The 14,146-nt window shown below is 65.3% G+C and carries 12 protein-coding genes; 5 read left to right on the forward strand and 7 right to left on the reverse strand.

Features of this window, described 5'->3' with window-relative positions:
- Positions 1 to 100 precede the first annotated feature (100 nt).
- On the forward strand, positions 101 to 2,821 hold the full coding sequence (secA, locus tag EX88_RS0108680; protein ID WP_031371608.1) for a preprotein translocase subunit SecA: 2,721 nt from the start codon (positions 101 to 103) through the stop codon (positions 2,819 to 2,821).
- A 106-nt stretch (positions 2,822 to 2,927) separates the two neighbouring features.
- Positions 2,928 to 3,884 (forward strand): Nudix family hydrolase, encoded by a 957-nt coding sequence (locus EX88_RS0108685; protein WP_031371609.1) that lies wholly within the window; start codon positions 2,928 to 2,930, stop codon positions 3,882 to 3,884.
- 50 nt (positions 3,885 to 3,934) lie between these two features.
- Here the strand turns inward: EX88_RS0108685 and coaE are convergent, their stop codons facing one another.
- From coaE to pilB, 4 genes are read right to left on the reverse strand one after another with little or no spacing between them, the layout of a single operon-like run.
- Positions 3,935 to 4,558, reverse strand: a complete 624-nt coding sequence (gene coaE, locus EX88_RS0108690; RefSeq protein ID WP_031371610.1) for a dephospho-CoA kinase — start codon at positions 4,556 to 4,558, stop codon at positions 3,935 to 3,937.
- 3 nt (positions 4,559 to 4,561) lie between these two features.
- Positions 4,562 to 5,449: a prepilin peptidase gene (locus EX88_RS0108695; protein ID WP_031371611.1), complete on the reverse strand. Its 888-nt coding sequence runs from the start codon at positions 5,447 to 5,449 to the stop codon at positions 4,562 to 4,564.
- Between the two features lie 21 nt (positions 5,450 to 5,470).
- Entirely contained in the window at positions 5,471 to 6,739 is a 1,269-nt protein-coding gene (locus EX88_RS0108700; protein ID WP_031371612.1) for a type II secretion system F family protein, read from the reverse strand.
- 3 nt (positions 6,740 to 6,742) lie between these two features.
- Positions 6,743 to 8,470: a type IV-A pilus assembly ATPase PilB gene (pilB, locus tag EX88_RS0108705; protein ID WP_031371613.1), complete on the reverse strand. Its 1,728-nt coding sequence runs from the start codon at positions 8,468 to 8,470 to the stop codon at positions 6,743 to 6,745.
- Between the two features lie 135 nt (positions 8,471 to 8,605).
- On the opposite strand from pilB, the gene EX88_RS0108710 reads away from it, so the two are divergent.
- From EX88_RS0108710 to EX88_RS0108720, 3 genes are read left to right on the forward strand one after another with little or no spacing between them, the layout of a single operon-like run.
- Positions 8,606 to 9,466 (forward strand): glycosyltransferase family 2 protein, encoded by an 861-nt coding sequence (locus EX88_RS0108710; protein WP_031371614.1) that lies wholly within the window; start codon positions 8,606 to 8,608, stop codon positions 9,464 to 9,466.
- 25 nt (positions 9,467 to 9,491) lie between these two features.
- Positions 9,492 to 10,616 (forward strand): glycosyltransferase, encoded by a 1,125-nt coding sequence (locus tag EX88_RS0108715; RefSeq protein WP_031371615.1) that lies wholly within the window; start codon positions 9,492 to 9,494, stop codon positions 10,614 to 10,616.
- A complete protein-coding gene (locus EX88_RS0108720; RefSeq protein ID WP_081930758.1) occupies positions 10,609 to 11,469 on the forward strand; it encodes a GNAT family N-acetyltransferase in 861 nt (286 codons plus the stop codon). The genes EX88_RS0108715 and EX88_RS0108720 overlap by 8 nt, the downstream gene beginning before the upstream one ends.
- Here the strand turns inward: EX88_RS0108720 and EX88_RS0108725 are convergent.
- The 3 genes from EX88_RS0108725 to EX88_RS0108735 are packed head-to-tail and all read right to left on the reverse strand — an operon-like array spanning position 11,440 to position 14,130.
- Positions 11,440 to 12,504 carry an NAD(P)-binding domain-containing protein gene (locus tag EX88_RS0108725; RefSeq protein ID WP_031371617.1) on the reverse strand — a complete coding sequence of 355 codons (1,065 nt, stop codon included), beginning with the start codon at positions 12,502 to 12,504 and terminating at the stop codon, positions 11,440 to 11,442. The genes EX88_RS0108720 and EX88_RS0108725 overlap by 30 nt on opposite strands.
- Positions 12,501 to 13,250, reverse strand: a complete 750-nt coding sequence (locus EX88_RS24425; RefSeq protein WP_051884763.1) for a class I SAM-dependent methyltransferase — start codon at positions 13,248 to 13,250, stop codon at positions 12,501 to 12,503. The genes EX88_RS0108725 and EX88_RS24425 overlap by 4 nt, the downstream gene beginning before the upstream one ends.
- A complete protein-coding gene (locus EX88_RS0108735) occupies positions 13,237 to 14,130 on the reverse strand; it encodes a lysylphosphatidylglycerol synthase domain-containing protein (RefSeq protein WP_031371619.1) in 894 nt (297 codons plus the stop codon). The genes EX88_RS24425 and EX88_RS0108735 overlap by 14 nt, the downstream gene beginning before the upstream one ends.
- Positions 14,131 to 14,146: the final 16 nt, after the last annotated feature.

The following is a 14,146-nucleotide window of genomic DNA, read 5'->3' on the forward strand; positions in this document are numbered from 1 at the left end:
AACAGGCTGGTCGTCTGGATTCCTGGGGAACTTGCCGGCGGCGGCGCGCTCTTAAACCGTCCCGCCTGTGCCACCCCGTTCGCTTTACACGGACCCGTTCATGCTCAACAGCTTGCTTACCCGCGTTTTCGGCAGCCGCAACGATCGTCTGCTGCGTCAACTGCAACGATCCGTCGTCAGGATCAATGCGCTCGAGCCGGAGATGCAGAAGCTCTCCGACGCACAGCTGCAGGCCAAGACGCCGGAGTTCCAGAAGCGCATCGCCGACGGCGAGTCGCTCGACAAGCTGCTGCCGGAGGCGTTCGCGGTCTGCCGCGAGGCGTCCAGGCGTGTGCTCGGCATGCGTCACTACGACGTCCAGCTGATCGGCGGCATGGTCCTGCATCTGGGCAAGATCGCCGAGATGCGCACCGGCGAAGGCAAGACCCTGGTCGGCACGCTGCCGGTCTACCTCAACGCGCTCGAAGGCCAGGGCGTGCACGTGGTCACGGTCAACGATTACCTGGCACGCCGCGACTCGGCGTGGATGGGCAAGCTCTACAACTGGCTCGGCCTGAGCGTCGGCGTGGTCTATCCGGGCATGCAGCACAGCGACAAGCATGCCGCCTACGCCAGCGACATCACCTACGGCACCAACAACGAATTCGGCTTCGACTACCTGCGCGACAACATGGCGCTGTCGAAGGAAGACCGCTATCAGCGCGGCCTGCATTACGCGATCGTCGACGAAGTCGACTCGATCCTGATCGACGAGGCGCGCACGCCGTTGATCATCTCCGGCCCGGCCGACGAATCGCCGGAGCTGTACATCAAGGTCAACCGCATCGTGCCGTCGCTGATCCGCCAGGAGAAGGAAGACGGCGAGGGCGATTACTGGGTCGACGAGAAGGGCAAGCAGGTCCATCTGTCCGAAGCCGGCCAGGAACACGCCGAAGACCTGCTGCGCAAGGCCGGCATCCTGCAGGAAGACGAGGACTCGCTGTACGCTGGCCACAACATCAGCGTGGTCCATCACCTCAATGCCGCGCTGCGCGCGCATGCCATCTACCAGCGCGACGTGGACTACATCGTGCGCGACGGCGAGGTGGTGATCGTCGACGAGTTCACCGGCCGCACCCTGCAGGGCCGACGCTGGTCGGACGGCCTGCACCAGGCGGTCGAGGCGAAGGAAGGCGTGCCGGTCCAGCGCGAGAACCAGACGCTGGCCTCGATCACCTTCCAGAACCTGTTCCGCATGTACAAGAAGCTGGCCGGCATGACCGGTACGGCGGACACTGAGGCCTACGAATTCCAGAGCATCTACGGCCTGGAAGTGATCGTGATCCCGACCAACCGGCCGATGCAGCGCAAGGATCACTCCGACCAGGTGTTCCTCAATCGCACCGGCAAGTACCGCGCGGTGCTCGGCGAAATCAAGGCGGCGCACGAGCGCGGCCAGCCGGTGCTGGTCGGTACGACCTCGATCGAAGTCTCAGAGATGCTGAGCCAGCAACTCACCGAGGCCGGCGTCGCGCACGAAGTGCTCAACGCCAAGCAGCACGAACGCGAAGCGAACATCATCGCCCAGGCCGGTCGCCCCGGTGCGATCACCATCGCCACCAACATGGCCGGCCGCGGTACCGACATCGTGCTCGGCGGTTCGCTCGAAGCCGAGCTCGCCGACCTGGCCGCGCAGAACGGCGGCGAGCCGGTCGACGAAGTGACCCACCAGCGCCTCAAGGCGGCTTGGCAGGAGCGCCACGACCAGGTCAAGGCGTCCGGCGGCCTGCACATCGTCGGCACCGAGCGCCACGAGTCGCGTCGTATCGATAACCAGCTGCGCGGCCGCGCCGGTCGCCAGGGCGACCCGGGCTCCTCGCGCTTCTACCTGTCGCTCGAAGACAACCTGATGCGCATCTTCGCCGCCGATTGGGTCCAGCGCGTGATGGCGCGCATGGGCCTGAAGGAAGACGACATCATCGAAAGCCCGCTGGTGACCAAGCAGATCGCCAACGCGCAGCGCAAGGTCGAGGCCCACAACTTCGACATCCGCAAGAACCTGCTCGACTTCGACGACGTCAACAACGACCAGCGCAAGGTCATCTACGGCCAGCGCGACGAGCTGCTGGAAGCCGAGAGCGTGCAGGACAACGTGGTGGGCATCCGCGGCGACGTGGTCGCCGACATGGTCCAGCGCTACGTGCCGGCCAATTCGGTCGACGAGCAATGGGACCTGCCGGGTCTGGAAGCGACGATCGCGCAGGAGTTCAACGTGCAGGTGCCGCTGGTCGAGACCGCGCGCACGGCCGAAGAGCTCGATGCCGAGACGGTCGCCCAGAACGTGCAGGACGCAGTCGAGGCGCATTTCACGACCCGCGAGAGCCAGGTCGGTGCCGAGACCATGCGTATGCTCGAGAAGCACATCATGCTCAACGTGCTAGACCAGAACTGGAAGGAGCATCTGGCGCGCATGGACTATCTGCGCCAGGGCATCCATCTGCGCGGTTACGCGCAGAAGCAGCCCAAACAGGAATACAAGAAGGAAGCCTTCGAGCTGTTCTCGGAGATGCTCGACAAGGTCAAGCGCGAGGTGGTGACGATCCTGGCCCGCGTGCGCATCCAGAGCGAGCAGGAAGTCGCCGAGATGGAAGCGCTCGAACGCGCCCAGGCCGAAGCGCAGGCGCGGCAGATGCAGTTCCAGCACGCTTCCGCCGGTGGCTTCGGCGCCGACGAGGAAGCCGCGCAGGTGTCCGAGGAAGCCTTCGCCAACGCCGGTCGCAACGATCCTTGCCCCTGCGGCAGCGGCAAGAAGTTCAAGCACTGCCATGGGCAGTTGGGCTGAGGACGGCGGGAGTCGGGAGTCGGGAATCGGGAATCGCAAGGCGGAATCCGAATCCGTTCCCGGCGACGCGGCCGCTGCAGCAGCGTTGGCCGCCTCCGAATCCCGAATCCCGAATCCCCGCTCCCGGCTGGTAGAAGTCGTCGCGGGGGTGATCCGCGACGCGCGCGGGCGAGTCCTGCTCGCGCGCCGGACCGAAGGCCGCGATCTGGCCGGGCTGTGGGAGTTCCCCGGCGGCAAACGCGAGCCCGGCGAGACGCCCGAGGCGGCGCTTGCACGCGAGCTGCACGAAGAGCTGGGCATCGAGGCCGACGTCGGCGCAGCGGTGATTCGCGTGCCGCAGGCCTACCCGGACAAGCGCCTGGTCCTGGACGTGCGCGAGATCCGTCAATGGCGCGGCAGCGCGCGCGGCCGCGAAGGCCAGGCCCTGGTCTGGGTGCCGCCGCACAAACTGGCCAGCTATGCGATGCCGCCGGCGGATCGCCCGGTGGTCGCCGCATTGCAGCAATCCGAACACTATCTGGTCACGCCCGAGCCGGGCGAGAGCGACGTCGCCTGGCTCGATGCGCTGTCGCGCTCGCTGCAGGCCGGGGTACGCCGCGTGCAGCTGCGCCTGCGCACGGTCGAGGCCGAACGCAGCCAGCGGCTGGCCGCGGCCGCCGCGGCCCGCTGCCGGGCCGTGCAGGCCGAAGTGCTGGTCAACGGCGACATCGCCATGGCGAACGCATTAGGTGTCGGCCTGCATCTGCGTGCCGTGCAACTGCGTGAGCTGGGCGAACGGCCGGTCCCGGCCGGGATGCCCTTGGCGGCCTCCTGCCACGACGCCGACGAGCTGAAAGCGGCCCAGGCCTTGGGCTGCGACTTCGCCGTGGTCGGCTCGATCAAGCCGACGCCGAGCCACCCCGGCGTGTTGGGCATCGGCTGGGAGGCGTTCTCGGTCTTGCGTGAGTCGGTCTCGCTGCCGATCTATGCGATCGGCGGCCTGGTCCCAGACGAAGTGGCCGAAGCGCGTCGCTACGGCGCGCAGGGCATCGCCGCCATTCGGGGCCTTTGGGTCGCGAGTTAGTTACCGGCCGCCGGTCCGGATCGATCCGGATCGTCCGCACCGCAGCGGATTCAACCGGCCGCGCGGCTCGAAGCTAAGGCCCGATAGCGGCGGTCCAAGGCCGCGACCTGGGCCGCCAAGGCCTCGATCGGGCCATCATTGACGATGACGTCGTCGGCAATCGCGAGCCGCTCGCCGCGGCTGGCCTGGGCCGCGATCATGCGCGCGGCGAGTTCGCCGTCGATGCGGTCGCGCTGCATCACCCGGGCTTGCTGGATATCGACCGGCACGTCGACCACCAGCACGCGGTCCAACCACGGATAGGCGTCGCGTCCGCCGCCTTCGGCCAGCAGAGGAATCGCCGCGATGGCGTAGGCGCCGGGCGCGTCCGCACAGTGGTCGCGCAGCATCGAGCGCACACGCGGGTGGACGATGGCTTCGAGGCGGCGCCGTGCGCCGTCGTCGCCGAATACGAGTTTGCGCATGGCGGCGCGGTCGAGCGCGCCTTGAGCATCCAGGACGGCCGCGCCGAACTCGGCGACTACTTCAGCCAGCCCGGCGCTGCCGGCTGCGACTGCCGCACGCGCGGCCAGATCGGCATCGGCCACGACGATGCCCAGTGCTTCGAAATGCCGGGTGACTTCGCTTTTCCCCGAAGCCACGCCGCCGGTGACGCCGACGCAGAACGCCGCCATGGCTCAGGCGAGGCCGGAGAACTGCAGATAGGCCTGGAGCAGGGACTCGCCCCAGAAGAAGGTCAGCCAGCCGGCAATGGCCAGGTACGGGCCGAACGGGATCGGAATGCCCATGTCGCGACCCTTGACCGCCAGCCAGATCGAACCGATCACGGCGCCGACGAAGGACGACAACAGGATCGTCGGCAGGACGCCCTTGAGGCCGACCCAGGCGCCGATCGCGGCGAGCAGCTTGAAGTCGCCGTGGCCCATGCCCTCGTGCGGGTCTTTGACCCTTCTGACCACCACCTGGTACTGCTTATAGACCCAATTGACCAGCCACAGGCTCATATAGCCGGCGATCGCGCCGAGCACCGCCGGCTTGGTCTGGAAATACAGGTTGTCGCTGCTGGCGACGATGCCCAGCCACATCAGCGGCAGGGTCAGTTGGTCGGGCAGCAGCTGGGTCTTGAAGTCGATGCCCGACATCGCGATCAGGAAGCCGGTGAAGACCATCGCGCCGAAGCCCTGCCAGCCGAAGCCGAAGCGCCAGACGCAGGCCACCATCAGCAGCATGGTCAGCAGCTCGACCGCCGGGTACTGGATCGAGATCGGGGTCTTGCAGCTGCGGCAGCGCCCGCGCAGGACCAGGTAGCTGAACAGCGGAATGTTCTCGTACCAGGACAGCTGATGCTTGCAGTGCGGGCAATGCGAGCGCTCGACCACGATCCCGGGCGGCGGCGGGTCGTAGACCTCCGGCAGCTCCAGGATTTCGCGCGCGTCTTTCTTCCACTGCCACATCAGCCGCTTGGGCAGGCGCAGGATGACGACGTTGAGGAAACTGCCGAGCAGCAGCCCGAAACCGGCCGCGAGCGGATACCCGAGGCCGGGGTTCTGATCTAGGAATGCCATGCGGAAAGGATACTTCCCCGATCAGACCGTCGCAGCAAGTTTGAAGATCGGCAGGTACATCGCGACCACCATGCCGCCGACGATGACGCCCAGGATGATCATGATCAGCGGTTCCAACAGGCTCGACAGCGCGTCGACGGCGTTGTTGACCTCCTGCTCGTAGAACTCGGCGACCTTGACCAGCATGGTGTCGAGCGCGCCGGCCTCTTCGCCGATGGCGGTCATCTGCACCACCATGTGCGGGAACAGGTTGACCTGCTTCATCGCCATGTTGACCTGATAGCCGACTGAGACGTCGTCGCGGATCCGGTACACGGCCTTTTCATAGACCACGTTGCCGGTCGCGCCCGCGACCGTGTCGAGGGCCTCGACCAGCGGCACGCCGGCGCGGAAGGTCACGGCGAGGGTGCGGGCGAAGCGGGCGATCGCGGCGTTGTGCAGGATCTGCCCGACCACCGGGATCTTGAGCATGGCCCGGTCGAGGAAGTGAGCGAATGCCGGCGAGCGGTTCTTGGTCATGATGAAGGCGATGGCGGCGCCGACCACGAGGAGCAGGATCGCCCACCACCACTTGATCATGAAGTCGCTCATGCCGATGACCATCAAGGTGAACGCCGGCAGATCGGCGCCGAAGCTCTTGAAGGTGGCCTGGAACTGCGGCACCACGAAGATCAGCAGGATCGCGCTGACCAGGATCGCGACGGCGACGACGGTCGCGGGATAGAACAGGGCCTTCTTGATCTTGCCCTTGAGGGTCTCGATGTTTTCCTTGTAGCTCGCGATCGTGTCCAGCACGGTCTCGAGCACACCGGCCGATTCGCCGGCCTTGACCAAGTTTCGGTACAGTTCGTCGAACTGGACCGGATGCTTGGACAACGATTCATTCAACGACGAGCCGCTTTCGATATCGGCGCGGATGGTGTTGAGCAAGGTCTTCATGCGTGGGTTCTTGTGCCCTTCGCCGATGATTTCCAGCGAGGTCACGATCGGCACGCCCGATTTCATCATCGTGGCGATCTGACGGCTAAAGATCGCGATCTCGCCCGGCGTGATGCGCTTGCCGCTCGCGCCGAACAGGGGTTTGCCCTTCAGCTTGACCACCGTCGGGGTGATGCCTTGGCGGCGCAGTTCGGCACGCAGCAGGTTGGCGTTCTTCGCCGCTTGCTCGCCCTTCATGACGATGCCGCGCTTGTCGGTGCCCTGCCAGACAAACATGTCCAGCGGGTTGGCGCGGCGTACCGCGGGGGCTTGCTTGGCTGCGGTACGGGTGGCGGGTCGGGTCGCGGACATGATTTAGTCCTTGGTTACGCGGTTGATTTCGGCCAGGCCGGTGACGCCGTTCATCACCTTGATCAGTGCGGAGCGGCGCAAGTCGTTCACGCCGGACTTGATGGCGGCGGCCGCGATCTGCATCGCGTTGCCGCCCTCCAGCACGATGGCCTGGATTTCGTCGGTCATGGGCATGACCTGGTAGATGCCGGTACGTCCCTTGTAGCCTTCGGTGCAGTCCGGGCATCCCGCCGGCTCGTACAGCTTGAATCCGGACGCGATCTCTTCCGCACTGAAGCCTTCGGCGAGCAGGGCGTGTTCCGGCAGATGCACCTCGCGCTTGCAGTCATGCAGACGGCGGGCGAGGCGCTGGGCGATGACCAGGGTCACCGACGAGGTGATGTTATAGGGCGCGACGCCCATGTTCATGAGGCGGGCGATGGTCTGCGGTGCGTCGTTGGTGTGCAGGGTCGACAGCACCATGTGGCCGGTCTGGGCGGCCTTGATCGCGATCTCGGCGGTCTCCAGGTCGCGGATTTCGCCCACCATGATCACGTCCGGATCCTGGCGCAGGAAGCTGCGCAGCGCGGCGGCGAAGGTCATGCCGCGTTTGACGTTCATCTGCACCTGGTTGATGCCGGGCACGCGGATTTCGACCGGGTCTTCGACCGTGGAGATGTTGCGTTGCTCGTCGTTGAGAATGTTCAGCGCGGTGTACAACGAGACTGTCTTGCCCGAGCCGGTCGGGCCGGTCACGAGCACCATGCCGTAGGGCTTGACCACGGCATTGATGAACAATTCTTTCTGGTAATCCTCGTAGCCGAGCTTCTCGATGCCGAGGCGGGCGGCGCTGCCGTCGAGGATACGCAGCACGATCTTCTCGCCGAACAGCGTCGGCAAGGTGCTCATACGGAAGTCGATCTGCTTGGTCTTGGACAGATTGAGCTTGATGCGTCCATCTTGCGGCACGCGCTTCTCGGCGATGTCGAGCTGCGCCATGACCTTCAGGCGCGCGGCGATGCGCGAGTGCAGCTTGTTCGGGACCTTGGCGACCTGCTTGAGCAGGCCGTCGATGCGCAGGCGCACCCGGTAGTCGGTCTCGTAGGGCTCGAAGTGGATGTCCGAAGCGCCGCGGCGGATCGCATCGACCAGGACCTTGTTGATGAACTTGACGACCGGGGTGTCGTCGCCCTTGGCGTCGATGCCGGTGTCGCTGGTCGTGCTGAGATCGTCGTCCTTGCCGATCTCCAGAGTGTCGAGCCCATCGCTGTCGCCGACCGCGTTGGCGAGGGCGTCGGAGTTCTCGAGCCAACGGTCCAGGGTCCGTCGGATCAGCTCCTCATCGACCAGGATCGCTTCAACCGCGGCATTGGTCTGGAACTTGATCTCGTCCAGGGCGGCGGTATTGGTCGGGTCGGCCAGGCCGATGAACAATTTGTTGCCGCGCTTGAACAGCGGCAGTGCGCTGTGTTTGCGAATCAGCTCCTCACTGATCGCCCGCACTGCCGATTGACTCGGGTCCAGGGTGCTGGGATCGAACAGCGGCACGCCGAACTCGATCGAGTTGGCGGCGGCCAATTGAGCGGAGGTGGCAAGCCGATGCTCGGCCAGGTAGGTGGCCAGCGGTTTGCGCTCGGCGCTGGCCGCGGCCATGGCTTCGCGTGCCTTGACCTCGTCCAAAGCTCCATCCAAGACCAAACGCCGGGCAATGCCGGTGATACCCACCAAGTTGGCGGTCGCGACGCTGGACATTTCAGCCCTCAGTTTTCCCCACCCTGACTTTACCTCAATCTCAGACCTTGGCGAGCTGACCGCTGTCGCTTTTCTGGAGTCGGACGGTTCTAGCTCCAGTGCGGACAGGCTATCCTGCGCCTTCGGGGAGAGAACATGCACGTATCTGTAGTTTTGCCGGCCAAAAACGAGTCGGAAGGGCTTCGCCGCACCCTGCCAGCCCTGCGCCAGGCCCTGCCCGGCGCCGAAATCATCGTAGTCGACGATGGTTCGACCGACGACACCGCCGCGGTCGCGACGGGCCTGGGTGCCCAAGTATTGTCTTCGCCCTATTCGATGGGCAACGGCGCCGCGATCAAGCGTGGCGCCAGAGCCGCCAGCGGCGAGGTCATCGTGTTCATGGATGCCGACGGCCAGCACGACCCGGCCCATATCCGGCTACTGCTGGAGCGGCTCGAGGCGGGCTATGACATGGCCGTGGGCGCGCGCAATTCCGGCGGTCAGGCCAGCGTCGGCCGCGGCGCCGCGAATGCCCTGTACAACCGCCTGGCCAGTTGGATGACCGGGCACAAGATCCAGGACCTGACCTCGGGTTTCCGGGCCGTGCGCGCGGCCAAGTTCCGCGAATTCCTGCATCTGCTGCCTAACGGTTTCAGCTACCCGACCACGAGCACGATGGCATTTTTCCGCAGCGCCTATCCGGTCACCTACGTGCCGATCGAGGTTGCGCGCCGGGTCGGCACCCAAAGTCATATCCGCCCCTTGCGCGACGGCGTCCGCTTCTTGCTCATCATTTTCAAGATCGCCACGCTGTATTCGCCGCTTAAGTTGTTCGCGCCCGCCGCGGTGAGCTTTGCCATGCTCGGGCTGGGGCATTACGCCTGGACCTTCGCTACCCAGGGGAGATTTACCAACATGAGCGCTTTGATGCTCAGTGCGTCGGTGATCGTCTTCCTGATCGGTCTGGTGTCGGAGCAGATTACCTCGCTTACCTATACCCGCGCCGACAGGCCATGAGCCGTCGGCGAGCTGTCAGCGAATCATGAGCGGCGCCGATGTCGCCCTGTTGATCACCACTTCCTATGCGCGCGCAGGCGACGGAAGCGAGGCGGCCGGTGCCTTCGTATCCGATCTTGCGCAAGAGCTCGCCGGCCTGATGCCGGTCAGAGTCGTAGCGCCCGGGCGCTCGGAAGAGGTCGGCATGCATGGGGCCGTCGAGGTATGGTCGTTCGAAGCTCCCGATAAGCCCCTGTCGTTGTTGTCGCCGGGCGATCCGCGTAATTGGCTGGCAATCGTGCGGACCTTGCGCTCGCTGCGGCGAACGGTGTTGGCCGCGAACGGCGACGCGCGTATTCGGCATGCGCTCGCATTCTGGGTGTTGCCCTCGGGATGGGCCGCGCGTGCGTTAAAGCGCAAGAGCGGGATCCCGTACAGTGTGTGGGCCTTAGGCAGCGACATCTGGTCGCTCGGTCGCATCCCCCTGATTCGAGGGTTCTTGCGAGGCGTATCGCGTGATGCAGCCCAGGCTTACGCCGACGGTATGCGCTTGGGGCAGGATGCCGAACGGGTTACGGGGCGCCGGTTCGACTTTCTTCCTAGTACGCGGAAATTGACTGCGGTGCGGTTGCGTCCGGTGTCGAGGGCCGCGCCGTATCGTTTGCTGTTTCTCGGCCGCTGGCATCCGAACAAGGGGGTCGACCTCTTGATCGCCGCCTTGGCGCTCCTCGGCGACGAAGATTGGGCGCGCATCGACGAAGTTCACCTCGCCGGTGGTGGGCCGCTGAAGGACGAGGTCACTGAGGGCGTCGCGGCGCTGCGGGCCGCCGGCCGGCCGGTCCGTCTCAGCGGATATCTCGATCGCGAACAAGCTTCGCGAGCGTTCGGCGAGGCGGATCGCCTGCTTTTGCCCTCGCGCATCGAAAGCATTCCGGTGGTGTTCTCCGATGCGATGAAGTTCGCGCTTCCCGTGGTTTCGATGCCGGTCGGCGATTTGCCGAGTCTGATCAGGGAAGGAACCGGATGGCTGGCACTAAGCGTCGATGCCGATGCCTTTGCCGATGCGATTCGCGCCTGCCTTCATTCCGGTCACGACGATGGCGCCCTGGGCAGCATGAACGAACGCTTCTCGCTAGAGAGGATCGCCCAGCGGATCGCCAGCCATGATTGACCTGGACTCGGATCATTGGATGGATGCGCTTCGCGACGGGCTCGGTGCGCAGATACGCCGGCTGCCCGGACAGCAAGGCGGCTCGGTCGCGTGTTTTCGCGCCGGCCCTTTCCGGGTCGCCTATCCGGACTTCCTGATCGGCGCACAGGACATCGGCGCAGAGGCCTTGGCCGCAAGAGTCGATGCCGCCCGCGGTTTGCGCGCGGACTTGATACGGGTCCAGGCGGAGCGTGTGTGCGAAGATGCGCGGGTTTTCGCCCGACATGATCTCGGCAGCATCGTCATCCCGGCTCTGGGCGAATGGAACGAGCGCAGTTGGGAGAAAGCGCGTCGGGCAGCGAATCGTCTGGTCAGGTCGGAGCTCGAGATCCGGGCAGGGCGCCGGGGCGACGGCGTCCATCTGCATCGTTTGTATCTTTCGACGCTGCATCGCCATAGCGGCGCGGCGCGCTACACCGAAGCCTACTTCGAGTCCATTGCGCCGCATGCCGCGCTGGTGGCGGTGTTGGACGGGACGATATCCGGCTTCGTCTGCACCGGATTTCGCGGCAAGCGAGCGTGCTACATGCATGGCGCGCATCTGCCGGAAGCCCGCGGGCACTATCCCTCCGATCAATTGTTCCTGACGATGTTGCGCTGCGCGCGCGATGCCGGGATGAGCAGTTTCGATTTCCTGCCATCGCCGGCCGGCCAAGGTAGTCTTGGGGCCTACAAGCGCGCATGGGGCGGCAGCGACGCCCCGCTGTTGGTCAGCGATCTCGCGCTGAATCCCCTGCGTGCGCGGGCTTTCGCCGCGGCATTGCGCTTGTCGAACAAGCTGGGCTCAATCCGCCGGGGTTCGACGGGCGGCTAGCACCTTCGCCAGCCGCGCCGCGTCGAAGCGGATTCCCCGTAGATAGCGGCTGCGATGGTCGTAGAGATTGTCGAAGCCCAGCAGATACACGCCGGGCAGGCTCTGCACTTCGAATCGGCTGTTGAGTGGCACGTCGAATCCGTCGCGAGTGACGGGGCGGGGCAATAGATCGAGTAGCGCGCGATACCCGGTCGCCATGATCACCGCAGCGGCGTGCGCCCGTCGGCCATCGTCGAGGACGATTTCGCCGTTCTCGATTCGCTTGAGCGTGGGCCACACCTCGACCTTTCCGCTTTCGACCAACCCCCGATTGCGTCCTCCGTCCATAACCGGGTAGGAGGGGCGTTTGATTCCGGGCCTCAATCGAGCCTGCAGCTCTTCCCAGAAGAAATAGACGGTTTCGCGAATGCTGGCTATGAAGCCGTGACGTCGGAATTCGATCGGCGAGCGCAAGCTCAACGCGCAAGGAATGCCGCGATCATGCAGCTCCAGCATCAGTTGCCCCGCGGTGACCCGCCTGCCGACCACCACCACCGGCCGGTCGCCCGAACGCAATTGCTCCAGTTGGGCGTAGTCGCTGATCTCCGAGGCGTGGAGAATGCGAACGGAACCGTCTTCGATCAGGGGCGGGGACGGCCACGACGGCGAAAAGAAATAGCCGGTTGCCATCGCGACCGACGAATAACCCGGCGAGATGCCGTGTGCCGTGCGGACGTTCCAGTTGCCGTTGCCGTCCTCTTCGATCCCGAGGACTTCGTTGTTCTCATGGATTGTTCCGCGTAGCCGCTTTGCGATGCGCAACAGGTGATCCAGGTATTCGCCCGCATGCGGCTTGCGAAACGGATTCCCACGCAGCACGTCGCCGAACGACAGCACGTTCGTCCACCACGGACTGAGGACGCGCAGGTCGGGCGGCGCGGCCCGCCAGGTCGCCCCCAACTCGCGAGCCTCGAACAATTCGTAGTTCAGGCCCAGCCGGTCGAGCGCTGTCGCAAGCGCGATGCCGGCCGGTCCGCCGCCTATGATCGCGATCATGCCCGAGCCTCGAACAGCACCTCTGCGTAATCCCACGGCCAGACGCCGGTGACCGCCGCGATGCCGGCCTCTGCAGCGCGCAGCATCGGCCATAGCGCGCGAGGGACCAGACCCATGGCGATCAGCGGAGTGCTCGGAAAACGCCCGTGCCGAAGCACGGAGGATCGCTCCGCGCTAAACCCGGCCGAGCGCAGCAGTGCCTGCCACTCCTCTCGGGTCCGTTGTACTTTCAGCCCCTTCTCGGTGACGCATCGGCGCGTACGCGCCTGCTCTATCATGATCAGCGATCCGCCCGGCTTCATCGCGTTTCGAACGGATACGAGCAAGGCCCTGGCCTGATCGTCGTCGACGAGGTAGCTCAGGACCACATAGACCATGACCCCATCGACCGTGCCCGGGGCCAGCGGCAGTTGTTTGCCGTCGATGGCTACGAAAAGGCAGTTCTGATCGCCACATCGTGCCCGGGCATGCCGCAACAGGTCCGCGGCGATATCGACACCGAGCATGGTGTAGCCGGCATCGAGCAAGGGCCGGGTGGAACTGCCGGTTCCGCAGCCGAGGTCGAGCAGACAACCCGATTCGATGCCGCGGCGTTTCAATGCGGCTAGAAATGCGCTGTTGCGGATGGCCGCCAGATATTTGTTCTTGTGGCCGCGGCTGTCCAGGGGATCGATGATCGCCGCATCGGGATCGATTGAGGCCAACGAGTTCCAGTAGGCGCGCTGCTCTCGATCAGCCTGGCTCACGTCGGGCTCCGAGCATCCACGCGCTGGACAGTGCGGCGGCCGCGATTTCCGCACCGAGAAACACCAGCCTGGCCAGGGTCGCGGTGACGGCCAGGGTCGCCGCATCCGCCCCGGTCAATCCGGGCGCCGCGACGAAAATCGCCTCGCGCACGGCGATGCCGGCGGGAACAACGAAAGCGGCCAAGGCGAGGATCGAGGCGCCGCCGTACCAGGTTCCGAGCAGCAGCCGCTCGGGCCAGTCCGCCAGGCCATGCAGCATGATCGCAAACGACGCGAAATAGAAAATCCATTCCGAACAGAGCAGCGCGGTGCCTTTCCAGGGCATCGGCGGCAACGGCCGGCTGCTCGTCAGCGGCGCCAGGCGAGGCAGAAAGCGGGACAGCTGTTTCAGCATCCAGGACTCGATGGCCGGATGACGATGCATCCATTCCACCGAAGCGATCACCGGAACGAGCAGCAACAGCCAGGCATGGGAGTAGCGAAAAGCGAGCATCAGCGCGACGACCAGTCCCGCGGCGAGCGCATTGGTCGTGGCCATTTGCCATAAATTGGCGATCACCACCTCGCTCGCGCGATGGGTGCCCGACATGCGCTGGCTTTGGTAGACAATACCCCAGACTTTGCCGGGCAGGTAGCGCACGATCTGGGCCTGCAGATAGATCGGCAACCCGGTCCGGCGGGAACTGCGCTCCCCGGCGACGCGGTCGAGCAGGCCGAGGTGGTAGCAACCCTTGATCGCATACATCGGGACGGCGACCAGCACGGCCAGCAGCACCTGCTGCCAACCGATCGCGGCCATGGACTTGCCGACCACCGAGACTTCCGGTTCGAGCGCGTGAGCCAGGAAGGCCAGCGCTCCCAGCACGAGCAGCCAGGTCAAGGCCTTGCGGACCGGG

Source organism: Lysobacter antibioticus (assembly GCF_000731095.1).
Taxonomy (GTDB): Bacteria; Pseudomonadota; Gammaproteobacteria; order Xanthomonadales; family Xanthomonadaceae; genus Lysobacter; species Lysobacter antibioticus_B.